The 22,022-nt window shown below is 65.5% G+C and carries 23 protein-coding genes; 10 read left to right on the top strand and 13 right to left on the bottom strand.

What is annotated here, in order from left to right; genetic code table 11:
* Positions 1-86: 86 nt before the first annotated feature.
* From AB4Z32_RS20125 to AB4Z32_RS20115, 3 genes are all read left to right on the top strand, one after another.
* Complete coding sequence (locus AB4Z32_RS20125) at positions 87-995, top strand: c-type cytochrome (protein WP_442123645.1); 909 nt, start codon at positions 87-89, stop codon at positions 993-995.
* Positions 996-1,121: 126 nt separating this feature from the next.
* Complete coding sequence (locus AB4Z32_RS20120) at positions 1,122-2,531, top strand: MATE family efflux transporter (RefSeq protein ID WP_442123644.1); 1,410 nt, start codon at positions 1,122-1,124, stop codon at positions 2,529-2,531.
* 91 nt (positions 2,532-2,622) lie between these two features.
* Positions 2,623-4,842, top strand: coding sequence for a S9 family peptidase (locus tag AB4Z32_RS20115; protein ID WP_442123643.1), 2,220 nt, complete (start codon positions 2,623-2,625; stop codon positions 4,840-4,842).
* Positions 4,843-4,943: 101 nt separating this feature from the next.
* Here AB4Z32_RS20115 and AB4Z32_RS20110 read toward each other — a convergent pair whose 3' ends face one another.
* Positions 4,944-5,123 carry a CsbD family protein gene (locus AB4Z32_RS20110; RefSeq protein WP_442123642.1) on the bottom strand — a complete coding sequence of 60 codons (180 nt, stop codon included), beginning with the start codon at positions 5,121-5,123 and terminating at the stop codon, positions 4,944-4,946.
* Between the two features lie 129 nt (positions 5,124-5,252).
* Here AB4Z32_RS20110 and AB4Z32_RS20105 point away from each other — a divergent pair, with 129 nt between their 5' ends.
* Positions 5,253-6,359, top strand: coding sequence for an AI-2E family transporter (locus AB4Z32_RS20105; protein WP_442123641.1), 1,107 nt, complete (start codon positions 5,253-5,255; stop codon positions 6,357-6,359).
* 45 nt (positions 6,360-6,404) lie between these two features.
* Positions 6,405-6,878 carry a hypothetical protein gene (locus AB4Z32_RS20100; protein ID WP_442123640.1) on the top strand — a complete coding sequence of 158 codons (474 nt, stop codon included), beginning with the start codon at positions 6,405-6,407 and terminating at the stop codon, positions 6,876-6,878.
* Here AB4Z32_RS20100 and AB4Z32_RS20095 read toward each other — a convergent pair.
* The 5 genes from AB4Z32_RS20095 to AB4Z32_RS20075 form a co-directional block, all read right to left on the bottom strand.
* Complete coding sequence (locus tag AB4Z32_RS20095; protein ID WP_442123639.1) at positions 6,875-7,414, bottom strand: DUF2939 domain-containing protein; 540 nt, start codon at positions 7,412-7,414, stop codon at positions 6,875-6,877. The genes AB4Z32_RS20100 and AB4Z32_RS20095 overlap by 4 nt on opposite strands.
* Before the next feature lie 76 nt (positions 7,415-7,490).
* Entirely contained in the window at positions 7,491-7,670 is a 180-nt protein-coding gene (locus AB4Z32_RS20090; protein WP_442123638.1) for a CsbD family protein, read from the bottom strand.
* 195 nt (positions 7,671-7,865) lie between these two features.
* Entirely contained in the window at positions 7,866-8,489 is a 624-nt protein-coding gene (locus AB4Z32_RS20085; protein WP_442123698.1) for a class I SAM-dependent DNA methyltransferase, read from the bottom strand.
* A 138-nt stretch (positions 8,490-8,627) separates the two neighbouring features.
* Positions 8,628-10,703, bottom strand: coding sequence for a M13 family metallopeptidase (locus tag AB4Z32_RS20080; RefSeq protein ID WP_442123637.1), 2,076 nt, complete (start codon positions 10,701-10,703; stop codon positions 8,628-8,630).
* 47 nt (positions 10,704-10,750) lie between these two features.
* Positions 10,751-13,366 carry a M1 family metallopeptidase gene (locus AB4Z32_RS20075; protein WP_442123636.1) on the bottom strand — a complete coding sequence of 872 codons (2,616 nt, stop codon included), beginning with the start codon at positions 13,364-13,366 and terminating at the stop codon, positions 10,751-10,753.
* Positions 13,367-13,688: 322 nt separating this feature from the next.
* Between AB4Z32_RS20075 and AB4Z32_RS20070 the strand changes: the two genes are divergently transcribed.
* Together AB4Z32_RS20070 and aac(6') are read left to right on the top strand one after the other, a co-directional pair.
* Positions 13,689-13,970: a flagellar protein FliT gene (locus AB4Z32_RS20070; protein WP_442123635.1), complete on the top strand. Its 282-nt coding sequence runs from the start codon at positions 13,689-13,691 to the stop codon at positions 13,968-13,970.
* A 44-nt stretch (positions 13,971-14,014) separates the two neighbouring features.
* Complete coding sequence (gene aac(6'), locus AB4Z32_RS20065) at positions 14,015-14,488, top strand: aminoglycoside 6'-N-acetyltransferase (protein WP_442123634.1); 474 nt, start codon at positions 14,015-14,017, stop codon at positions 14,486-14,488.
* A gap of 8 nt (positions 14,489-14,496) precedes the next feature.
* On the opposite strand, the gene AB4Z32_RS20060 is transcribed toward aac(6'), so the two are convergent.
* Both AB4Z32_RS20060 and AB4Z32_RS20055 read right to left on the bottom strand, forming a co-directional pair.
* Positions 14,497-14,889, bottom strand: coding sequence for a winged helix-turn-helix transcriptional regulator (locus AB4Z32_RS20060; RefSeq protein WP_442123633.1), 393 nt, complete (start codon positions 14,887-14,889; stop codon positions 14,497-14,499).
* Positions 14,890-15,271: 382 nt separating this feature from the next.
* On the bottom strand, positions 15,272-16,468 hold the full coding sequence (locus AB4Z32_RS20055) for a type IV pilus assembly protein FimV (protein ID WP_442123632.1): 1,197 nt from the start codon (positions 16,466-16,468) through the stop codon (positions 15,272-15,274).
* Positions 16,469-16,564: 96 nt separating this feature from the next.
* On the opposite strand from AB4Z32_RS20055, the gene fumC reads away from it, so the two are divergent.
* The 3 genes from fumC (at position 16,565) to AB4Z32_RS20040 (ending at position 18,698) form a co-directional block, all read left to right on the top strand.
* A complete protein-coding gene (fumC, locus tag AB4Z32_RS20050) occupies positions 16,565-17,959 on the top strand; it encodes a class II fumarate hydratase (protein ID WP_442123631.1) in 1,395 nt (464 codons plus the stop codon).
* A 69-nt stretch (positions 17,960-18,028) separates the two neighbouring features.
* The gene (locus AB4Z32_RS20045; protein WP_442123630.1) at positions 18,029-18,241 is read left to right on the top strand and encodes an RNA-binding S4 domain-containing protein; all 213 of its coding nucleotides are present in this window, start codon (positions 18,029-18,031) and stop codon (positions 18,239-18,241) included.
* 166 nt (positions 18,242-18,407) lie between these two features.
* Positions 18,408-18,698, top strand: a complete 291-nt coding sequence (locus AB4Z32_RS20040; protein ID WP_442123629.1) for a DUF883 family protein — start codon at positions 18,408-18,410, stop codon at positions 18,696-18,698.
* Between the two features lie 36 nt (positions 18,699-18,734).
* On the opposite strand, the gene bufB is transcribed toward AB4Z32_RS20040, so the two are convergent.
* The 5 genes from bufB to AB4Z32_RS20015 form a co-directional block, all read right to left on the bottom strand.
* Positions 18,735-20,414: an MNIO family bufferin maturase gene (gene bufB / locus AB4Z32_RS20035; protein ID WP_442123628.1), complete on the bottom strand. Its 1,680-nt coding sequence runs from the start codon at positions 20,412-20,414 to the stop codon at positions 18,735-18,737.
* Positions 20,415-20,417: 3 nt separating this feature from the next.
* Positions 20,418-20,699, bottom strand: a complete 282-nt coding sequence (locus tag AB4Z32_RS20030; RefSeq protein WP_442123627.1) for a BufA1 family periplasmic bufferin-type metallophore — start codon at positions 20,697-20,699, stop codon at positions 20,418-20,420.
* 197 nt (positions 20,700-20,896) lie between these two features.
* Positions 20,897-21,097: a YjfB family protein gene (locus tag AB4Z32_RS20025; RefSeq protein ID WP_442123626.1), complete on the bottom strand. Its 201-nt coding sequence runs from the start codon at positions 21,095-21,097 to the stop codon at positions 20,897-20,899.
* 65 nt (positions 21,098-21,162) lie between these two features.
* On the bottom strand, positions 21,163-21,693 hold the full coding sequence (gene mobB / locus AB4Z32_RS20020) for a molybdopterin-guanine dinucleotide biosynthesis protein B (RefSeq protein ID WP_442123697.1): 531 nt from the start codon (positions 21,691-21,693) through the stop codon (positions 21,163-21,165).
* On the bottom strand, positions 21,689-22,022 hold a 334-nt coding region (locus tag AB4Z32_RS20015), incomplete at its 5' end, for a general secretion pathway protein GspB (RefSeq protein ID WP_442123625.1). The genes AB4Z32_RS20015 and mobB, both read right to left, overlap by 5 nt.

The raw sequence follows: 22,022 nt of genomic DNA, 5'->3' as shown, positions 1-22,022 counted from the left end.
TGCCCCCATCGTTCGACGAGCTAGTCAATACTGCTGAGCAGTGCTAAATTTGCAATGCCAGGTATTTACCAGGGGGGATTCGGCACATGAGCATGAGCAAATGGGTCAAACGGACCAGCATCGCGCTGGTGGGGCTCGCCCTGCTGGGAGTAGCCGCCACCGTGGTCGGCAAGGCGCTGGGCGAGCGCAAGATGATGCGCAACGTGGTGCTGCAGGTGCGGCCGCTGGACGTGCTGCCGGATCCTGCGCGCATCGAGCATGGACGCTACCTTTACAACACCCGCGGCTGCGCCGAATGCCATGGTGCCAACGGCGCCGGCAAGACCGTCATCAGCGATGGCGGCATGCACGTGGTGGCGCCCAACATCACCGCGGGTCCGAACGGCACCACCGCACGCTACCAGCTGGTCGACTGGGTGCGCACCGTGCGCCACGGCGTCAAGCCGAACGGCAACCCGGTCATGATCATGCCCAGCGAGGACTACAGCCGCCTCACCGACGAGGACATGGCGGCGCTGATCGCCTTCCTCCAGCAGATGCGCCCCGTACCCGGCAGCAAGGCCGTGATCGAGGTGCCGGTTCCGGTGAAGGCCCTGTACGCCTTCGGCGTGATCCAGGACGCGTCCGAAAAGATCGACCATGCGCAGCCGCCCTTCCGCCCCGTATCGGCCGCCGTCACGCCGGAATATGGCGCCTACGTGGCGAACGCCTGCATCGGCTGCCACGGCGCCACCCTCAGCGGCGGCAGGATTCCCGGCACGCCGCCGTCCTGGCCGGCGGCCGCCAACCTGACGCCCGGCAAGGGCAGCGCCATGACCCGCTATCCGACCCCGGAACTGTTCATGGCCATGCTGCACAGCGGCCAGCGCCCGGACGGCAAGCCGGTCAGCGCCGTCATGCCCTTCGGCTCGCTCAAGCAGATGAACGAGATCGACATGCGGGCGCTGTACGCCTATCTGAAGACGGTGCCGCCGCGCGAGGCGGGACGGCACTAGTAGGGTGGGCGCGGCCGGCGTCGGCACTCTGTGCCCACGCGTAAAGTTCGCAGACCGGCAACGCCATCGTGGGCACGGAGTGCCCACCCTACAGTAGAATCATCGGTTTCGTTCGCAAACCGAGTCATGACGTCCACTACCACCACCACGCAGTCCTCAAACCCCGTCCGCACCGAGATCGCGACCCTGTGGCGCCTGTCGTGGCCGATGCTGGTCGGCCAGCTGGCGACGGTCGGCATGGGCGTCGTGGACGTCGCGATGACGGGCCATGTCAGCGCCGCCGAACTGGCCGCGGTCTCGCTCGGCACCTCGGTGTGGTCGATCATCCTGGTGACCGTGATGGGGGTCATGATGGCCGTGAACTCGGTGGTCGCGCACGAAATGGGCGCCGGGCGCTTCGACAGGATCTCGCACTCGGTGCGCGAGTCGCTGTGGATGGGCCTGCTGGTCGGCATTGCCGGCTGTGCGGCCGCCAACCTGTGCGCCCTGCTGTTCGACCACATCGGCCTCGAGCAGGCGGTGGCCGATCGCGCCAAGACTTTCCTTCACATCATCAGCCTCGGCATGCCGGCCTTCGGCTGCTACCGCGCACTGTACGGCTACACCACCAGCATCAACCAGACCAAGCCGATCATGGTCATCGCCATCCTCGGCCTGCTGTACAACGTGGTGCTCAACTGGGGCCTGATCTTCGGCCATTTCGGCCTGCCCAGGATGGGCGCGCTGGGTTGCGCGGTCTCGACCGCCAGCGGCGTGTGGCTGATGCTGGCCGCCATGATCGGCTGGATCAGGTTCTCTCCGGCCTATCGCGCGACCTACCCGTTCACGCACTGGGAAGGCCCGAACTGGCGCGAGATCGGCAGCATGCTGCGCCTCGGCCTGCCGATCGGCGTCACCCATTTCGCCGAGGTCAGCGCCTTCGGCATCGTCAGCCTGCTGGTGGCGCGCTTCGGCGTGGTGCAGGTGTCGGCGCACCAGATCGCGCTGAACTTCACCTCGCTGGTGTTCATGGTGCCGATGAGCTTCGGCATCGGCACCCTCACCCGCGTCGGCCAGGCGATGGGCGAAGGCAATGCGCAGCGCGCCCGCTTCGTGGCCTGGACCGGCACCGGCCTGTGCGTCTTCTTCGGCCTGCTGTCGGCCATCTTCATCGCCCTGTTCCGCTGGCAGATCGCCGCCATGTACACCTCGGACGCCGTGGTGCAGGCCACCTGCGCCCTGCTGCTGCTGTTCGCCGCCATCTTCCAGCTGTCGGACTCGACCCAGGTCGCGGCCGCATCGAGCATCCGCGGCTACAAGGTCACGCGTTCGCCGATGGTGATCCAGATGATCGCCTTCTGGGGCGTGGCCCTGCCGGTCGGCTGGATCCTCGGGCTGGCGCCTGAATGGTTTCCATGGTCGCCCGCCGAGCCGATGAAGGCCACCGGCTTCTGGATCGGACTGGTGCTGGGCCTGACGGTGGCGGCGGTGCTGCTGGCGTGGTCGCTCAACAATCTCTCGAAGCTGCGGGTACGCGAAGCGCGCTCTGCTTCTTGAGATGCAAGGCACATATTTACAGCGCTCGGCGCCTTACTCTGGTATCGTCTCGCCCGTTGCACAAAATTAATTTTTATCCGCGAGACAATCCATGCACCTCATTCTTGCCCTTCTTGCCGCCCTGGCGGCCGTTCCCGCATCCGCGGAACGCCTGACCCTGGACCGCATCTACGCCGACCCGGCGTTGTCCGGCCCCGGCGTTCGTAACGTACGCGTGTCGCCCGACGGCGAACGCGTGACCTTCCTGCGCGGCCGTGCCGACAACCAGTTCCAGCTGGACCTGTGGGAATACAATATGAAGGACAAGACCACGCACCGCCTGGTCGACTCCAAGAAGCTGGTCCCGCTTGAAAACCTGTCGCTGGAAGAAAAGGCGCGCCGCGAGCGTGCGCGTACCGCCAGCCTGTCCGGCATCATCAGCTACAGCTGGTCGCCGGACGGCAAGCAGATCCTGGTGCCGATCGCCGGCGACCTCTACCTGGTCGACGTCGCCAATCCGGATAATGCGCGCAAGGTTGCCTCGGGTAACGTCGGCGATCCGAAGATCTCGCCGAAGGGCCGCTACGTTTCCTTCGTGCGCGACCAGAACCTGTATGTGATCGACCTGTCGACCGGCAAGGAACGCCAGCTGACCCTTGATGGCAAGGGCACCATCCACAATGGCGAAGCCGAATTCGTCGCCCAGGAAGAGATGGGCCAGCGCACCGGTTACTACTGGGCGCCGGACGATTCCGCGATCGCCTACAAACGCTACGACGAAGCCCCGGTGCCGGTCGCGCGCCGCTTCGAAATCTTTGCCGACCGTACCGAAGTCATCGACCAGCGCTATCCGGCCGCCGGCGATCCCAACGTGCTGGTCGACCTGATGATCGTCGACCCGGCAAGCGGCGCACAGAAGCAGGTCGACCTGGGTCCGGAGAAGGACATCTACCTGGTGCGCGCCGACTGGAGCGCGGACGGCAAGAACCTGGTCTACCAGCGCCAGTCGCGCGACCAGAAGCGCCTCGACCTGGTCGCCGTCGACGCCGCCAGCCTGGCCCAGCGCACCCTGCTGACCGAAACCTCGAAGACCTGGGTCAGCATCCACGACGACCTGAAATTCCTGAAGAACCGTCCGGCCTTCATCTGGGCATCGGAGCGCAGCGGCCGCAACCACCTCTACCTGTTCGACCTGAACGGCACGCTGCTGCACCCGATCACCAAAGGCGAATGGGGCGTCGACAACATCCTGGCCGTGGACGAGGATGCCGGCAAGGTCTACATCGCCTCGAACAAGGATGCGGTGACCGACAAGCAGACCTATGCGCTAAACCTGGACGGCAGCAATGCCGACAAGCCGGTGCGCATCACCAAGCTGGATGGCATGCACGACACGTCCTTCGCGCGCAACGGCAAGATCTTCGTCGACACCTTCTCGGATCCGAAGACCCCGCCGCAAGTGTCGATCCGCAAGGCCGACGGCACCATGGTCGAGTGGCTCGAGCATAACGAGATGAACGCCAGCCACCCATACGCGAAGTACATGGCGGATCACCTGCCGACCGAGTTCGGCAGCATCAAGGCGCACGACGGCCAGACCCTGTACTACTCGATGATCAAGCCGGCCAACTTCAATCCGGCCAAGCGCTATCCGGTCTTCCTGTTCGTCTACGGCGGTCCGCACTCGCAGCAGGTCATCCGCGGCTGGGGCAACTTGTTCAAGCAGTACATGGCACAGCAAGGCTTCGTGGTGTTCACCTTGGACAACCGCGGCTCCTCGCGCCGCGAGCGCGCCTTCACCGACGTCATCTACGGCGAACTGGGCAAGCATGAAGTCGAAGACCAGCTGACCGGCGTCGACTGGCTGGCCAAGCAGAGCTTCGTCGATCCGAAGCGCGTCGGCGTGTTCGGCTGGAGCTACGGCGGCTTCATGACCCTGCGCCTGCTGGAAGCGGGGTCAAGCAAGATCGCGATGGGCGTGTCGGTGGCGCCGGTGACCGACTGGGCACTGTACGACACCCACTACACCGAGCAGTTCATGGGCGCGACGCCCAAGTCGAATCCGGAAGCGTACAAGCAGAGCGGCGTGTTCGCCCACCTGGACGGCCTGAAGTCGCCGCTGCTGCTGGTGCACGGCATGGCCGACGACAACGTACTGTTCACCAACAGCACGCGCCTGATCGACTCCCTGGTCAACCGCAACGTGCGCTTCGAGCTGATGACCTACCCGGGCGCCAAGCACGGCATCTCCTCGCGCACCGGCCAGCGTCACGTGTACGGGATGATCGAGGCTTTCTTCAAGAAGAACCTCGGCGGCACCGGTGCCAAGTAATGCGTAGGGTGGGCACTCCGTGCCCACGTTCAACGTAAAAACAGCCGCTTTCGAGCGGCTGTTTTCATTCGTGGGCACGGAGTGCCCACCCTACGAAGCGATTATTTGGTCGCGTCGTGAATCGTTTCCTGCGCATCGCCCAGGGTTTCCTGCGCCTTGCCCTCGGCCTGGTTCTTCAGGCCTTTCGCCTGCTGTTGCTTGCTGTCGACCAGCTTGCCGGCTTCTTCCTGAATTTTGCCGCCGATGTCTTTCAGTTTGCCTTCGACTTGATTCGAGTTCATGGTGCTCTCCTTTCATTGACTGTGACTCAATGATAAGAAAGCTAGTCCAGCGGCTCCGTTCGCGCACGCACATAGCTCGTCAATACGAAACTGGTGCCCTGCTTCGGTCGACTGTGAGAGCATGTCGGTATGAACGAGCAGCCCTCATCACCGGACGGCGAGCAGGCTGGGCCGGCGCCCGCGCAGCGCAGCGTCCTGCGGCGCCACGCCTTGATCGACGGTATCGCCATCGTCTTCCTGGCCCTGCTGGCCGCCGTCTATTACGCCGCCAATGCCCTGCTGCTGGTCTTCGCCTGCATCCTGTTCGCGATCCTGCTGTATGAGCTGAGCGTCCTGCTGTGCCGCCGCTTCGGGCTGAACCGCAAGCTGGGTCTGGGCATCGTGGTGGCGGTGCTGCTGCTCATCATCGGGCTGGGCGGCTGGGCAATGTCGCCGCGCATCGCCGAGCAGGCCAACCAGCTCGCGAAAGAGGTGCCGGCCTCGCTGGAGCGCCTGCAGCAGATGGTCGGCCAGCATCCCCTGCTCAGGCGCATCGCGGACGAATTGCCGCAGCCGAAGCGGCTCATGCAATACCTCGGCCAGATGGTGCCGAATGCCGGCCTGTTCTTCGGCGGCGTGCTGGGCGCGGTCGCCAACGTCGCCATCATCCTGTTCGTCGGCATCTATTTTGCGGTGTCCCCGCGCAGCTACATCGACGGCTTCCTGAAACTGGTGCCGCCGGCAAAGCGCGCCCGCGTCCAGCAGGTGCTGCACGAGATCGGCCGCACCCTGGGACGCTGGCTGCTCGGCACCTTCTGCGCGATGCTGATCGCGGGGATTGCGACCACGATCGGGCTGGGCCTGCTCGGCGTGCCGCTGGCGCTGATCCTCGGCATCATCGCCGGCCTGCTCGACTTCATTCCCTATGTCGGTCCGATCATGGCGGGCGTGCCGGCGGTGCTGATCGCGCTATCGGTGGATCCGCAGCTGGCGCTGTACACGGTGCTGCTCTTCCTCGGCATCCAGATGGTGCACGGCTATGTGCTGCAGCCCTTGATCGACTCGCACACCGTGCGGATCGCGCCCGGCCTGATCATCGTGATGCAATTGGTGTTCGGCACCATCTTCGGCTTTGCCGGCATCGCGCTGGCGACGCCGCTGACGGCCACCTTGATGGTGCTGATCAAGATGCTGTATGTCGAGGACATCCTTGGCGACCGGTCTCAGGAGCAAGACGGCGCGCCGCCGAGTGGATAAAGGCTAGCATGGCTTTACCCAACAATTGCAAAGGACACCACGACGATGAACACGCCCGCCCTGCTCCCCTCCGCCCTGATCGGCGCCGTCGCGAGCGCACGCTCGATGACGCCCATGGCCACGATCGCCACGGCGCGCCTCGCCGACCGCGATACGCCGGGCGAACTCGCCCTGCTGGACCGCCCCTTGTTCAAATACGGTGCCCTCGCAATGGGAGTCGGAGAACTGTTCGGCGACAAGATGAAGACGGCGCCCGACCGCACCGTCTTCCTGGGTCTGCTGGCGCGCGTATTGAGCGCCGGGATCGCCGGTGCGGCGCTGGCTCCGAAGGGCCGGGAAAAAGCCGGCGCAGCGGTCGCGGTGGCCACCGCCGTACCGCTCGCCTACCTGACGCTGGCCGCCCGCAAGCAGGCCATGGCGCGCATCGGCCAGACCCGCAGCGGGCTGATCGAAGATGCCCTGATCGTCGCCGCGGGCGCCGCGATCGTGGCGCTGACGACGCGGCAGGAAGGCGATTAGTCGGGAAGCCGGATATCGGTCAGCTTCCACTCCGCGAAACCCCGGCGCTGCATGACGAGCGCCATCGTATTTTTCCTGGCGCCGCTGCCTTCCCTTTCGGCATGGAAGAGGATGGTATCGGCGCCTTGCCTTTCGGTGCGCCAGACGGTCTTCCTGCGCTCGGCGGTATCCTGCCCGCCTTCGGCGCTTTCGCCGTTCCCGATCTTGAACTTCCCTTCGCGCATCGCAAACATGATCGTCTCCGGGCGCACAGCCGTGTCGATCAGTTTGTCGATCAGCACCCCTGCCAGCAGGCTGCCGAGATTGTTGCCGCCGTTCGCCTTGTCTTGATCCAGCCGCGCCGAGAACTGGCTCTTCAGGCTCTCACGCACCCTGGGAAAATCGACGCGTTCGTTGAAGCGCCCAGCGTCGGCCGCCACCGCGGCATCGCGCAGTTCGCGCATCGCCAGATAAGGCGACCAGTACCAATATGCCGCCACGCCGGCAAGCAAAACGGCCGCAAGGGCCGAGAGAATCCGCTTCTGTAATGATTTCATTGCCGGGATTCTAATTGGAAAAGAAAACAGCCGCACGAGGCGGCTGTTTGGGAGGGAAACGCTTAGGCAATGCAGATCAGCGGTTACCCTTGCCGACGATATCTTTCGCGTCGCCGACTTTTTCCTGCACCTTGCCTTCGACCTGCTTGTTCAGGCCTTTGGCTTGCTGCTCGCTGCTACCAACGGCTTTGCCGACACCTTCCTGAATCTTGCCGCCAATGTCCTTGGCCTTGCCTTTGATCTGGTCCTTGTTCATGGACACCTCCTTTCGTTAAGTTCACGAATCCTCGGCCCGCTGCGCATCCCATCCGGTGGACCGCCGAGACTGGTGGCGGTGTCGAGGTCCCGTCGCTACCGCTCGGCTGTCGAGCGGCACAGGTTCATCTTGGGCCGATTCCGGCCCTCACTCTGTTCGCCGGTTAACGTAGTGGAATCAATTCTTGTAACGGAATCAGTTTTTCCGCCACACACTGGCGAGCCAAGGCTGTTGCTCGCGCGGCAATCCGACCGGCCGGTAATAATGATGTATGGGCGTGAAGCCGGCCCCGACCACGTAAGCTTCCCAGGCCGGATAGTCGTGGAAACAGCCCCAGCGCGGGCCGTTCCAGCCCTCTTCGTTATTGCCGCGCGGGTTGGAGCTGAACAGCACGCCGCCCGGCTTGAGCGCGGCGTGCAGCTCGCCCAGCACCTTGGGCAGCAGGCTGCGCGGCACGTGGAAGAGCGAGGCGTTCGCATAGATGCCGTCGAACATCTCGTCCGGCAAGTCGAGGTCGATGAAATTCTGCAGCCACACTTCGCAGCCGCTGTACTGCGCGGCCATCTCCACGAAGCGGGCGCTGCCGTCCAGGCCGATGGCGCGGTGGCCCATGTCCCTGAAGGTTTTCAGGTCGCGTCCCGGGCCGCAGCCGAGGTCGAGGATGGTATGGGGAGGGTCGGCCTCGATCGCGTCGAGCAAGGCCGCGATGTTCTGGCTGACGTCGTGGTCCATGGTGCCGGCGAAGAAACGCGGCGCCACTGCGTCGTAGTGATGCAAGGTACGTTCCGAAATCTCGCGGAAGTCGTCGTGCTGTCCCATACATGGATGCGCGCGCAGCATGCGGCGCTTGAGGTCGAGAAAATGCTGCTTCATGAACCACCTGCAACAAGAATGCCAGGCCCCTGATTCTAGGCCTGGCAGTCCCGCTGCCGGCGTCCCTTACCTTCTACAAACTAATTACCAGACGCGAACACGCTCGTCCGGCGCCAGGTAGAGCTTCTGGCCCGGCTGCACGTCGAAGGCCTTGTACCAGGCGTCCAGGTTGCGCACGGTGGCGGCGCGGTACTGCGGCGGCGCGTGACCGTCGGTCAGGATGCCGCGGCGTTCGGCCGCTTCGCGCGCCTTGTTGCGCCAACTGTGCGCGAAGCCCAGGAAGAACTGGCGGTCGCCCTCTTCGCCGGCCTTGTTGCCGGAGGCAAGCTTGTAGGCATCGTAGGAGGCGGCCAGGCCAGCCAGGTCGGCCAGGTTTTCCGACAGCGTCAGCTGGCCGTTGACGGACAGGTCCGGGAAGGGTTTGTAGGTGTTGTACTGCTCCACCAGCTTGCCGGACGCGGCCTTGAAGTGCTCCATGTCCTGCTTGGTCCACCAGTCGCGCAGGCGGCCCTGGGCATCGAACTGGGCGCCCTGGTCGTCGAAGCTGTGGCTGATCTCGTGGCCGATGACGGCGCCGATCGCACCGTAGTTGGTGGCGTCGGAAGCCTTCGGATCGAAGAACGGCGGCTGCAGGATCGCGGCCGGGAAGTTCAGCGCATTCTGCAACGGCAGGTTGACGGCATTGACCAGCTGCGGCGGCATCGACCATTCGGTGCGGTCCGGCTTGCGGTGCAGCTTGGCGATTTCCTGGGCGGTGTGGAATTCGTCCGCGCGCACGGCATTGCCGAAGGCGTCATCGAGCACGACCTTCAGGCCCTCGTACGACTTCCACTTGTCCGGATAGCCCACGCCCACGTACAGGGTCTTGAGCTTTTCCTTGGCCTGGGCGCGGGTGGCCGGCGCCATCCAGTCGAGCTTGTCGACGCGCTTGCCGAAGGCATCGACGATATTGCCGACCATCTGCTGCAGGCGCGCCTTGTTCTCGGCCGGGAAGTACTTCGAGACGTAGATCTTGCCGACCGCCTCGTCCATCGCCTCGTTGGTCGCGGCCAGTGCGCGCTTCCAGCGCAGCGACTGTTGCGGCGTGCCGCTCAGGGCCTTGCCGTAGAACTCGAAACGCTGGTCGGACACGGCTTTCGGCAGTACGCTCGCCATCTGGTTGATGCGGTGGAAGGCCAGGTAGTCCTTCCAGGTCTGCAGGTCGACCTTCTGCACCAGTGCGGCTTCGCCCACCACCGCGCTCGGATGCCAGACGATGAATTTCTGCTGGTCGCCCAGGCGCGCGGCCTTGAAGAAGGCGTTCCAGTCCATGCCCGGGGCCTTGGCGGTGAAGTCCTTCGCGGTCCAGGTGTTGTCGGCCTTCAGCACGTCGGCCGAATCGGCGCGGGTGGCATGGGTGTTGGCGATGTCGACTTCGAGCGCGAACACCTTGGCGGCGCGTGCCTCGGCATCGCTCGCGGTTTTACTGTAATCGGCCAGCTTCAGCATGGCCGCGATGTGCTGCTGGTACTTGGTGCGCAGCTCGGCCATCTTCGGATTGTTGTCCAGGTAGTAGGCGCGGTCCGGCATGCCCAGGCCACCCTGCAGGAGGTAGGGCATGTGGCGCGTGGTGTCGTGCAGGCCCTGCGCGACCCACAGGCCGAACAGGTTCTCGGTAAAGAAGTGGGTGTTGTTCAGGGGGTCGACGTCGGCGCGGATCGATTCGCCCAGCGCGCGCGTGAGGCCGGCCTTGTCCTTGATGGCCTCGATCTTCGCCAGCATCGGCTTGAGCGGGGCGATGCCCTTGCCTTCGATGGCCGGCTCGTTCATGTAGGAGCGGTAGTAGTCGGATACCTTGCGGGGCTCGCCGCCCAGCTTCTTGTCGTCGGCGAGGCCCTCGATCATCTTGACGATGCGCTGGTTGGTCTCTTCCGCCAGCGCGCCCATCGCGCCCCAGGAGCTGCGGTCGGCCGGGATCTCGGTCTTCGACAGCCAGTCGCCGTTCGCGTAGGCGAAGAAATCGTCGCCCGGGCGGATGGCCGCGCTGCCTTGCGGCGCTTCGGCCTTCGGCGCGGCGGCCGGCTGCGCCTGCCCTGCCGCCTGGCCCGGCATCGAGATCACGGCGGCGCCGCACAGGGCGAACACGATCGCCGTCTTTACTGGTGTCCAGCTGGTCTTCATGGAATTCCCTTCTTGTTGATTGATCTGCTTATTGTAGTACCTGGGGTTCATTTCAGCGCCTCGCGCACCTGTGGCAGCAGGCGCGCCTTCTGGGCCGCGCGCACGCGCACGCCATTGGCGACCCGCTGCGCTTCGACCTGCGCGTCGGCCTCGAAGTTCTGGCGAACGTAGTCTTCCATGCGCTGGGCGTCCTGGACGCTCGAGGACGCGGTGACGATGCCCGGGAACACCCGGTAGCGGTTCAGCGCATCCTGGGTTTTCATCAACGGCTCGCGGTTGGCGACGGCGAAGTTCCAGGCCTGGTCGAGGTGTTCGCGGCCCACGCCCAGCACGATGCGGGCGACCATGGTCGGCGGCGTCGACGGCGCCAGCGACATCTGCAGCACCTTGTCGGCCAGGGCCGAATCCTGGACCTGGATCAGCGCCCCGGTCAAGCGCGAGCGCTCCTCGTTGTTCTGGCTCGCGGCCAGGCGCCCGGCGATGGCGTCGAAGGTGGCGGCGTCGGCGTAGCGGCCGGCGGCCGAGGTGACGAAGCCGATCATCGCCGGGCTGACCGCGGCGGGTTCCTTCAGCCAGCGCTGGAAGCGGCTGCGGGCCTGGGTGATCGCCTCCTCGTCGCCGGCGCGGGCCAGGACGCCGGCCAGCAGGGCGCGCAGCTGGGCGTCTTCGGCGGTTTCGCCCGGCTTTTCGTCCCAGCCCAGTTTCGCCAGCTTCGGTTTTGCAAAGCCGATGATGAAGCGGCGGACCAGCGGCCGTTCCGGCTCGCCGCGCGCCAGCGCATCCAGGAAGTTCAGGTTGGCAGCGATAGCCTCCCAGACCGCCAGGCGCGGCTCGTCGGCCAGTTGGCCGGCCAGCTTCAGGTATGCCTCGAGCGGCACGCTGCCGGCCGTGACCTGGGTCCAGGTGTCGTTCAGGAGCTTCAGGCGGGTGGCGTCCGGCAGGTGCGCGGCCTGGCCGGCCAGGGCGTCGAAGCTGGGACGGTCGTACTGGATGCGGAAGTAGCCGACGCTGTGCGGATCCACCACCAGCGCGCCTTCGCAGCCCGGCAGCATCAGGCGGGTGCTGGCGCCGGACAGCAGGGTATACATGGCCTTGCCGTTCACGGTACCGACCTGCACGGGCACGTTCCACAGCCGGTTTTCGGTGGCCGGCTCGTCGAGGCGGAACTGCTGCTGGCTGAGGCTCACCTTGCGCTTGCCGTCCTCGCAGACCTGCTCGACCTTGATGAGCGGGAAGCCCGGCTGGGTGGTCCAGTCCGAGGCCAGCTTGCCGACCGGCTTGCCGGACGCCTGCTCCAGCGCCGCCCACAGGTCGCTTGACGTCGTGTTCGAGTACTGGTGCTTCGCCATGTAGGCGCGGATGCCCTTGCGGAAGGCGTCTTCGCCGAGATACGCCTCGAGCATGCGCAGGAAGGCCTGGCCCTTCTCGTAGGTGATGTCGTCGAAGGCGTCGGCGGCCTGGGCTTCGGTCTCGACCGGGGTCTGGATCGGATGGGTGGTCTTGCGCGAGTCGAGGTTCATGACGCGCTCGCGGTCGCCGATGTTGGCCAGGTAGGGCCGCCACTCAGGGTGGAAATGCTCGGTGGCCTTGGACGCCATCCAGGAGGCGAAGCCCTCGTTCAGCCACAGATTGTCCCACCAGGCCATGGTCACCAGGTTGCCGAACCACTGGTGGGCCATCTCGTGGGCGTTGACCGAGAATGTGCCCTGCTTGACGCTCTCGGGGCTGGTCTTCGGGTCGTACAGCAGGGTGTTCTCGTTGTAGACGATGCCGCCCCAATTCTCCATCGCGCCATTGAAACCGTTCGGGATCGCAATCTGGTCGAGCTTGGCCAGCGGATACGGCACGCCGAAGTAATTGTTATAGAAGTGAAGCAGGTCGCGGCTGGCGCTCAGCGCGAATGCGCCCTTGTCCTTCTTGCCCTCGGTGGTGACGACGCCGATCTCGACCCCGTCCTGCCTGGCACTGATGCGCTCGAACTCGCCGGCCGCCAGCACCACCAGGTAGCTCGGCATCTTCGGGGTCGGCTTGAAGCTGATGCGCTGCTTGCCGCCGGCAAGCTTGGCCTGCTTGTCGACCGGGGTATTCGAATAGGCCTTCAGGCCCGCCGGCAGGTCGACCGACAGGCGGAATTTCGCGCGAAAGGCGGGCTCGTCCCAGGTCGGCAGCATGCGCCGGGCGTCGGTCGGCTCCATCGTGGTGGCGATCAGCTTCTTGTCGGCCTTGCCGGCCTGGTAATTCACATAGAACAGGCCGCGCCCTTCCCGATTGATCTTGCCGCGGAAGGCCAGGTCCAGGCGGTAGCGCCCCGGCGCGAGTTCATGCGGAAGGGTGAAGCTGAGGGTTTCCTGCTTGTCGTCCAGCACCGGCGTCAGCTTGAGCTGCTTCATGCCCTTGCCCGACAGGGCCGCGCTCTCGATCTCCAGGGCGGCGGCGTTCAGCATGATGGTCGAGGTCGGTTTGAGGACGTCGATCTCGATGCCTTCGGTGCCGCTGAAGGTATTGGCCTCGATGTCCGGCGCCAGGTGGGCGATGTATTCGACCGGAACGACATCCTTGGGCAGCTTGCCCGGTGTCTTATCAAAAGAAAATGGTGCCTCAGCATGGGCACCAATGGCGGCAATGGCCAGCGCGGTAGCGCCGAACGCCTGGAATCGTCTCATGGACTTTTCTCCCTCTCTCTCATCTTGTTATCGTCGGCGCTGCTGTGGCGCACCGATCCACCCTGCACTATAGGCAAGAGAAATGGCAAGGATGACAGGATTGCGACAGACTGCAAAAAGCCGCGCTGGATTGCACGATCCGGGGAGCAGGTCGCATTCTGCCCCTTTCCTTCGTGCGCCACAGTCTGCCGGAAACGGGCATGATCTTGATGTCGAAAAATTTTTAAAAAAATCTTTCGAAAACCCTAAAGTTCCCTAAAGCGGAGCCGTTAAGGTCTTAGATACCCGGCAATCCGGCCGGAAAAATTGCTTTTGGTGCACCATGACGTCCAACGAAGTCCTCGCCATGTACGAAAACATCGCCGCCCTCAGCGGCCGCATGGCGGCAGCGGCCCGCGACGGCGACTTCGACGGCCTGGCCCGCCTGGAAACCCAGTGCGCCCTGCAGGCAAGCGCCACCAAGTCGGGCGTTCCGGCACTCGAAGGCGCCCAGCGCCTGCGCAAGATCGACCTGCTCAAGCAGATCATGGCCAACGACCGCGCTGTGCGCGACGTGACCGAGCCCTGGCATGGACAGCTCGAGCGGGCCATGAGCGCTCACTGAATCCTGCCTGGCCGGCATTTCCGGAAAAAAGCACAACCCCTGCGATGGCGACGTCTCAGGGGTTTTTTTCCATCCTTCCCTGCAGCGCCACCGGACAGGACGGCTGGCTGGACTTCCGGCAGGCGCTGTGGCCGGACTGCCCCAGGGACGAGCACCTGGCCGAGATGCAGTCCGCCCTCGATCTTCCGGACAAATACGCCCAGTTTCTGGCTTGCGGAGCGGACGGCCAGGCCGCCGGTTTCGTCGAAGCCTCGCTGCGCACGGACTATGTCAACGGGACGGATAGCTCGCCGGTGGCTTTTCTCGAAGGTATTTACGTGGCGCCGGCGTACCGCCGCCAGGGCGTCGGCAGACTGCTGGTTGCCGCCGTGGCCGCATGGGCCAGGGAACGGGGATGCCGCGAACTCGCATCGGATGCGCCACTGGACAACGTGGTCAGCCATGCCATGCACGCCGCGCTGGGCTTCGAGGAAACCGAGCGGGTGGTGTACTTCCGCAAACCCCTGCCCTCTTCCTGATCCCGGTCTCAGGCCCCTTGCGCCGTCGCGGCCGCCCTACCCTGCGCCGCCAGGATTCCCGCAATATTCCCCTCGATCCATTCGGCCAGCTCACCCAGCTTGCCGCTGATCTCTTCCCCCAGCGGCGTCAAGCGATATTCGACGCGCGGCGCGGCCGCCGTGTGGACGATGCGCTGGACGAAGCCGTCCTGTTCCAGCCATACCAGGGTCTGGGCCAGCATCTTCTCGCTGATGCCGCCGACCCTGCGGCGCAGCTCGCCGAAACGCTGGGCGCCGTCGCCCAGCGCCACCAGCAGCAGGACGCCCCAGCGGCTGGTCACGTGCTTGAGTATGTCGCGCGAAGGACAATGTTCGGAAAATATATCGCCGCGCAGGGCGGGGTCCGGGGATGCATCGTTCATGGAGTCTCCTTGCCAACCATGACATCCTAAGCCAAGCGGGGAAACTCAGCCGTCGCCTTGCGCGCAGGCATGTGCAGGCAAGAAAATGAGGGCAAGAAAAAACCCGCTGCGGAAGATCCGAGCGGGTTTTCAGGAATTGGGGAGTGCGAGCACCAGGTATCTCCTGGCGTCGCCTCTTGCCGGTTGCATCCGGCGTTCACCTGCCACTGTAGACAGGCAAACCGCTTCCGGGTACAGGCGTTTCTTCAACGATCATCTGGTTTCCGCGCCACGCTATCGGTGGTGGCTGCGCCAGATCCTGAGCCGTTTTTGTGGTCAAGAAGATCACATGCGAGCCAGTATAACGCAAATTTCGAGCTTGTGTAGACGAGTTTGTGTGCGCCTATTCGAAAGTCGGCTCGACCGCTTCCGGCGCCGGTTCCGGCGCCGCCTTCGCCGCCGGCGCACTGCGCGCGCCGATGCGCTGGCGCAGCCGTTCGATCAGGCGCGGTGCGGCCGGGATGTTGACATTGCGTACCGTCCGCTTACGCCGGCGCAGCAGCAAAGCGGCGCCCGACGCCAGCAGCAGCGCCGCCGCGCCGCCGATCCAGCTCCACGGCAGACCGGATTCCGGTTCGGGCGGCGGGGTCTTGGGCTTGCGCGGCACCAGGGGCTTGATCGCGCTGATCGGCTTGGGACCGGCCGGTTTTTGCGCGAGCTCGAGTACCGGGGCGGGCGCGGGGGCAGATGCGGCGGCGGATGCGGCGGCGGGCGCCGGTGTCGGCGCGGGCTTCGGTATCGGTGCGGACGCCGGCGTCGATGCCGGCGCCGGCTTCGGTGCGGCAGGCGGCGTCGCGCCCAGGCTCGCCTGCAAGGATTTCACTTTGCCTTCCAGCACACCGATCTGTTTTTTCAGTTCGGCGTTCTTGCCGTCGAGGGCGGCGCAGACGCTGGCCTGCTCGGCTTGCTGCGCGCAGATGGCCGGCGCGGCGGCCTGGCGCGCGTGGCTGGGCAGCGGCAATGGCTTCGGCGCAGATGCTTTCGGTTCTGCATCGGCGGCCGGCTCGGGCTTGCGCACGGTGACGGCTTTGCGCGGAGGCAGGGAAACCGCCACCGGCGCGGCCTTCGGCGCCGGTTCCGTATGCGTCACCGCAGCCGGGACCGGGGCCGGAACGGGGACCGGCCCCGGTGCGGGTGCGGGCGCCGGATTCGGATCCGGTGTCAGCCACAAGGTGGCAAGACGCACCGTCCTCTGCCCCTTGTCGACCAGCTCCAGGTAGAGGTGCAGGTGCTCGCTGTCGACCTGGCGCAAGGTCGTCACGTGCAGGAACTGGCGGCCGTTGCGCCGCATCACCGACATAGTGGCGCTCGCCAGCACCGGCGGCATGGCGATGCCGGCGCCGTTGTAGACCTCGGGACTGGCCAGGCGCACGGACACGGCCGCCGACGGATCGTCGATCATGGTCAACTCGATATCGGCCACCAGCGGCTGCCCGATGTGGGACGACACGCGAGCCTCGCCCAGTTCGGCCGCGCGGGCGGAACCGAGGGCGGACAGCAGGACAAGCGTGGTCAGGAGACGGCGGGAGCAGTGGCGCATGGACGTGAAAAAAAGTGAAGCCTCAGCGTCATTAACGGCCGTTGCGGTACACTCTTTAACCGTGCTTCCCTACTAACAAAAAGTCAGGACATGTCTATGGAAAACAGGATCGAAAAGGACAGCTTCGGGCCGATCGAGGTGCCCGGTGGTCAACTGTGGGGCGCGCAGACCCAGCGCTCTCTGCACCACTTCCATATTTCGACGGAAAAGATGGCGCCGGAGCTGGTCGCCGCGCTGGCCCAGGTCAAGCGCGCCGCCGCCGCCGTCAACCGCTCGCTCGGCAAACTGCCGCCGGACAAAGCCGATGCCATCATGCGCGCCGCCGACGAGGTGCTCGAAGGCCGCCACCCGGGCGAATTCCCGCTGTCCGTCTGGCAGACCGGTTCCGGCACGCAGAGCAATATGAACATGAACGAGGTGCTGGCCAACCGCGCCTCCGAACTGATGGGCGGCGAACGCGGCGAAGCCAGATTGCTGCATCCGAACGACCATGTGAACATGGGCCAGTCCTCGAACGACATGTTCCCGACCGCGATGCACGTCGCCGCCGCCATCGCCGTCGCCAAGGACGTGCTGCCGGCACTGTTCAGGCTGCGCGGCACGCTCGAAGTGAAGGCGCGCGACTTCGCCGACATCGTCAAGATCGGCCGCACCCACCTGCAGGACGCGACCCCGCTGACCCTGGGCCAGGAATTCTCCGGCTACGTCGCCCAGCTGGAATTTGCCGAGCACGCGATCAAGAACACCCTGCCCGGCCTGCTGCAGCTGGCGGCCGGCGGCACCGCGGTCGGCACCGGGCTGAACGCGCATCCGGAATTCGCGAACCGCATCGCGGCTGAAATTTCTTCGCGTACCGGTCTGCAATTCAAGAGCGCACCGAACAAGTTCATGGCCCTGGCCGGCCACGACGCGATGGTGCTCGCGCACGGCGCCTTCAAGACGCTGGCGACGGCCCTGATGAAGATCGCCAACGACGTGCGCTGGATGGCGTCCGGCCCGCGCTCCGGCCTGGGCGAGATCACGATTCCCGAGAACGAGCCGGGCAGTTCGATCATGCCGGGCAAGGTCAATCCGACCCAGTGCGAGGCGATGACGATGCTGTGCTGCCAAGTGTTCGGCAACGACGTCGCCCTCACCATCGGCGGCTCGCAGGGCAATTTCGAGCTGAACGTGTTCAAGCCGATGATCGCCCATAACTTCCTGCAGAGCGCACGCCTGCTGGCCGACGGCATGCGTTCCTTCGACGAGCATTGCGCCCAGGGCATCGAGCCGAACCGCAAGCGCATCGGCGAGCTGATGGAGCAATCGCTGATGCTGGTGACCGCCCTGGCCCCGCATATCGGGTATGATCGCGCCGCGCAGATCGCCAAGACCGCCCAGCACGAAGGCCTGACCCTGCGCCAGGCGGCGCTACAGTCCGGCTTCGTCGACGAGGCGCAGTTCGATCAGTGGATCGTGCCGATCGAGATGACGCGGCCGCATCCGGGCTGAGGCGGACAAGCATTACCGAGGTCTTTGTCGGCCTCAACAGTACGACGCCGATTTTTAACCGAGGATAGAATGCAAACAACAACTTTTGAACTGACATCGGAGTTCATCGAACTCAACCAACTGCTGAAGATCGTCGGCTTCGTCGATAGTGGCGGTGCCGGCAAGAACATGGTCGCCAGCGGCGTGGTGTCGGTCGACGGCAAGAAGGAACTGCGCAAGACTGCCAAGATCCGTGCCGGCCAGGTCGTGAGCGTGGGCGATGTTCGGATCAGCGTCCGCTAAAAAAGTTCCGCTTCGCTCACAAAAAAATGGTGCGTCCCGCCGGGCGCGCTTGCCGGGCCCACCGGATTAGCCGTCCCCGGCTGTAGGGGTGACGTTTGCGCGCTGACAAACTTGGGCAGTCCTCCTTCTCTATATTGAAGACGTACTACGGCAAAAGGTGAGGAAGATGGAAACCCCAGACCCCAGCTCAATGACGCAGCAGAGGCTCATCGGCGACCTGCGTCTCGTCATCGAAAACGCGGAAGAACTGCTCAAGAACACCGATCACTACACCGGTCTGGTGTACCAAAGCGCACGCGCCAAGCTGGCTATGGCGCTGAACGCAGCCAACGAAGAGTTGGCCCGCTTCGAGGAGGAACAGCTGTCCCGGATGATCGAAGCAACCCGGGCCGCCAACGAACTGCATCACGACCAGACCGGCGAAGAGCGCATCCTGCGCGCCTTCCATTACCACTGAAGCACCCGCGGGCCCAGCGCCCGCGCCGGCCCTGCCTCACGCCGAGGGCGGGCCGGCCTCCCCGAAGTCCTCCACCCGCACGATCCCCGTCACCAGCCCGCTCTTCAGCCAGCCGTCCAGCCAGGTTGCGATCGGCGCATCCTCGTCCAGGTCGAAGGCCGCATCGAAGGCGGCGCCGAAACTTTCTCCGTTTGCCAGCCGCAACAGTGCCGCGTATTCCGCCGCATCGGTCTCGCGCACGGCCACCTGCCAGCGCGCACGCAGGATCGCGGCGTGGCCGGGCCGGCGCTGCGGCTCGCCGACGGCGTCTCCCGCCAGCCAGAAGGCGGCCGTCGCCCACTCCGCCGCCTGCAGGCGCAGCGAGGGATGCAGGTTGGCGCGGCTGGCTTCGAACTGCTGTGGGCTCAGGGTCGGCAGCACGGACAGCGGCGCGCCCTCGGCCGGCAATGAAGCATCGGAGGCATACCAGGATTCGTGCACCGACCATTCGAGGCGCGCAAGATCGAGCAGCCAGGGCCGCTCGCCATCACGTCCGATGAAGTCCGCCAGTTCCGCGCCGAAACGGTTCAGGTCCGGATCGCGGGCCGGGTAGGCTCGTCCATAGGCGCGCGCCAGGGCGTCGAAATCGTCTTCTCCCAGCACCTTGCGCAGCAGCGGATAGGCGGATGCCAGCGCGCGGCGCCAGGCGCTCACGAGATTGCCGCGGTAGATGCCCAGGCGCGCCGGGTCGCCCTTGAGCCGGGGCGCCAGCAGCGGCAGCCGGGCGGCATCAAGCAAGGCGGCGCCGAAGGCCTGCTGCAGCTCGGCCAGCGCCTCGACGTCGGATGGCTGTACAGAAACCGGATACGATAATGCCCCGGTGGACACTGGCCTGATGGCCTGCGTCACCTCGGCGGCAATGCGCCCGGCCATCGCCGCCTCTTCCAGCAGCACCTCGAGCGCCGGCACGTCCGTGTCCCACTCGATCAGGGCCGGCACGGCGCCGAAGCGCGCCAGCGCCTCGCGGTACAGCGCCCACACCGGCGGCGCCACGCGGTCACCATGGTGGTCGATGACGGCGTGTCCGGCGACCAGGTGGCCGCCCAGATGGAGTTCGCCGACCGCCCCCGGCGGCGCAAGGCTGGATAACGCATCCAGGGCCGCCAGCGCGTCCTCGCCGTGGTTGCACTGGTTGACGTAAAGATTGTTCACGTCGAGCAGGATGCCGCAACCGGTTCGGCGCGCCAGGGCAGCCAGGAATTCCGCTTCGCTCATCGCGTCGCCCGCAAAGCGCAGGTAGGTCGAGACGTTTTCGACCAGGATGCGGCGCTTCAACACTTCCTGCACGCGCTCGACGCGGGTGGCGACCAGGTCGAGGACGGCGCCGTCCAGGCGCAGCGGCAGCAGGTCGTTCAGCTGGCGGTCGCGCAGTGCGCCCCAGCTCAGGTGTTCGGAGACGAGTGCCGGTTCGATGGCCGCGGCCAGCTCGCGCACGCGTTGCAGATGTTGTTCGCAGAAACCCTGCGCCGAGCCGAGCCCCAGCCCGACGCCGTGCAGGCTGAGCGGATAATCGCGCCGCAGCGCTTGCAGTACATGCCAGTCCCAGCCCGAGCGGGCCAGGTAGTTTTCGGTATGGACTTCCAGCCATCCGGCCGCCGGGCGCCGCTCCAGCCACTGGCGGTAGTGCGGTGCGCGCAGGCCGATGCCGACGCCACGCGCCGGACGCGCCTCGTCCACGGCTTATTTACCCTGTTTGCCCTGTTGCAGCGGGTTCAGCCTGCCGCCCGACTTCTCGCAGCTGCCCTTGGGCACGGAACGCCATTCGGCCGGATCCTTGTCGACCGCCGCCTGGCCGGCGCAGCCATGGGTGGCGGTGCCGCAATCGTTCTGGCCGGCCTTGGCCACGCCGTAGCATTTTTCCTGCTCGCCCTTGGCTTGCATGTCCATCTGGCCGCTGGCCGACGCGTTGGCGGCGCACACGCTCGCGAGCGCGGCAGCAACGAGTGCTTGACGTTTATTCATGGATAGGGATCTCCTTCGGAATCCGTACGCCGGCGGGGACGGCCTTGTGCGGCTGCGCGCGGGCAGCGATGGTGGCGGCAAGAGCGGGTCATTATGCGGCCTGCCCTCGCGCCGGGTACGTGGATTGAGTAACGTGCCAGACGGCGATCCTGTTGACGCGCCCGGCTTGTTTTTGCCGGCGCCGTGCCGGCAAGGATTCAGGCGGTGGTGTTGACGTTCTTGCCCAAGTGCGCCGGCAGGTTCTGCGCCGGCGCGGCGGCCTGCACCGCGTCCAGCAGCTGGGTGGCGGTCGAGGCCTGGATGTCCTGGGCCTTTTTCAGCACGGCCATGCTGACATCCTGACGGGTGCCGGTATCGGCGATGCTGGTGGCGAGCTTGGCAATACCCATGACGTCCATGACGATCTCCTCTGTGTGGTCCTACTGCGCGTTATCCTGGTTTAACGGCAGGACCGGCCAGAACTTTAGCGTGCGGCCGCGATGCGCCGTTGAATCCAGCGCAATACCGTGGCCGGCTCGTTCAGATCGAGCCAGTCGACACCGGCAGCGAGGCCGGGCGGCGCCGGGACGTCGGACGCCACTGCGGCTATCTGCGCATCGTCCGGGTACAGCGGCGCACGTCCGAGTTCGGGGCGATACACCTCGAGCTTCGGGATTGCCGCCCATTTATAGCCTTCGACCAGGGTCAGGTCGGCCGGCGCCAGGCGCGCCAGCTGCTCTTCCAGCGATGGCTCCGGTGCGCCGCGCAGCTCGTGCATGATCGCGAATCGGTAGGGAGAGGCGATCATGACCTCGCCGGCGCCGGCCTGGCGCAGGCGGGCGCTGTCCTTGTGCGGCGGCTCGAGCACGATGTCGTGGTGGCTGTGCTTGATGACGTTGACGCGCAGGCCTTCGGCGGCCAGCCGGCCCACCAGGTATTCCAGCAGCGTGGTCTTGCCGCTGCCGGACCAGCCGATCACGCCCAGCACCTGGCCGGCGGCCAGCCGCACCTCAATAAGCGACACGATAGCGGATCCCCCGGAAATTCATCACGGCCGCCTTCGGCAACAGCCTTTCCAGCAGCAGCCCCGGCGCGACTTCCTCGCCTTCGTGGCGCAGCGCCTTGTCGACAATCAGCAGGCGATCCGCCGGATTGGCCGAGTACATATAGCCGCCGAATGTCACGCGCGGGATGTCGCGCTGGATGATGTCGGGCAACTGGTGCAGGTAGGGATAGCTGTCTTCCGGCACCGGCGCAGGTACGGGCGCGGCTGCCGCGGCGCGCGGTGCGGCGGCGGGCGTCGCCGCAAGTGCGGGTCCAGTGGCCGGCGTCGCTGCGCGTGCC

This window comes from Massilia sp. 2TAF26 (assembly GCF_052115005.1).
In the GTDB taxonomy this organism is placed as follows: Bacteria; Pseudomonadota; Gammaproteobacteria; order Burkholderiales; family Burkholderiaceae_D; genus Telluria.
Note: the sequence above shows the minus strand (reverse complement) of the source record. Positions and strands in the feature narration are given on the sequence as shown.

Bases quoted from the DNA above. Each gene is read 5' to 3' on its own strand.
- AB4Z32_RS20125 (WP_442123645.1), top strand. From the start codon at position 87: ATGAGCATGAGCAAATGGGTCAAACGGACCAGCATCGCGCTGGTGGGG.
- AB4Z32_RS20120 (WP_442123644.1), top strand. From the start codon at position 1,122: ATGACGTCCACTACCACCACCACGCAGTCCTCAAACCCCGTCCGCACC.
- AB4Z32_RS20115 (WP_442123643.1), top strand. From the start codon at position 2,623: ATGCACCTCATTCTTGCCCTTCTTGCCGCCCTGGCGGCCGTTCCCGCA.
- AB4Z32_RS20110 (WP_442123642.1), bottom strand. From the start codon at position 5,123: ATGAACTCGAATCAAGTCGAAGGCAAACTGAAAGACATCGGCGGCAAA.
- AB4Z32_RS20105 (WP_442123641.1), top strand. From the start codon at position 5,253: ATGAACGAGCAGCCCTCATCACCGGACGGCGAGCAGGCTGGGCCGGCG.
- AB4Z32_RS20100 (WP_442123640.1), top strand. From the start codon at position 6,405: ATGAACACGCCCGCCCTGCTCCCCTCCGCCCTGATCGGCGCCGTCGCG.
- AB4Z32_RS20095 (WP_442123639.1), bottom strand. From the start codon at position 7,414: ATGAAATCATTACAGAAGCGGATTCTCTCGGCCCTTGCGGCCGTTTTG.
- AB4Z32_RS20090 (WP_442123638.1), bottom strand. From the start codon at position 7,670: ATGAACAAGGACCAGATCAAAGGCAAGGCCAAGGACATTGGCGGCAAG.
- AB4Z32_RS20085 (WP_442123698.1), bottom strand. From the start codon at position 8,489: ATGGGACAGCACGACGACTTCCGCGAGATTTCGGAACGTACCTTGCAT.
- AB4Z32_RS20080 (WP_442123637.1), bottom strand. From the start codon at position 10,703: ATGAAGACCAGCTGGACACCAGTAAAGACGGCGATCGTGTTCGCCCTG.
- AB4Z32_RS20075 (WP_442123636.1), bottom strand. From the start codon at position 13,366: ATGAGACGATTCCAGGCGTTCGGCGCTACCGCGCTGGCCATTGCCGCC.
- AB4Z32_RS20070 (WP_442123635.1), top strand. From the start codon at position 13,689: ATGACGTCCAACGAAGTCCTCGCCATGTACGAAAACATCGCCGCCCTC.
- AB4Z32_RS20060 (WP_442123633.1), bottom strand. From the start codon at position 14,889: ATGAACGATGCATCCCCGGACCCCGCCCTGCGCGGCGATATATTTTCC.
- AB4Z32_RS20055 (WP_442123632.1), bottom strand. From the start codon at position 16,468: ATGCGCCACTGCTCCCGCCGTCTCCTGACCACGCTTGTCCTGCTGTCC.
- fumC (WP_442123631.1), top strand. From the start codon at position 16,565: ATGGAAAACAGGATCGAAAAGGACAGCTTCGGGCCGATCGAGGTGCCC.
- AB4Z32_RS20045 (WP_442123630.1), top strand. From the start codon at position 18,029: ATGCAAACAACAACTTTTGAACTGACATCGGAGTTCATCGAACTCAAC.
- AB4Z32_RS20040 (WP_442123629.1), top strand. From the start codon at position 18,408: ATGGAAACCCCAGACCCCAGCTCAATGACGCAGCAGAGGCTCATCGGC.
- AB4Z32_RS20030 (WP_442123627.1), bottom strand. From the start codon at position 20,699: ATGAATAAACGTCAAGCACTCGTTGCTGCCGCGCTCGCGAGCGTGTGC.
- AB4Z32_RS20025 (WP_442123626.1), bottom strand. From the start codon at position 21,097: ATGGACGTCATGGGTATTGCCAAGCTCGCCACCAGCATCGCCGATACC.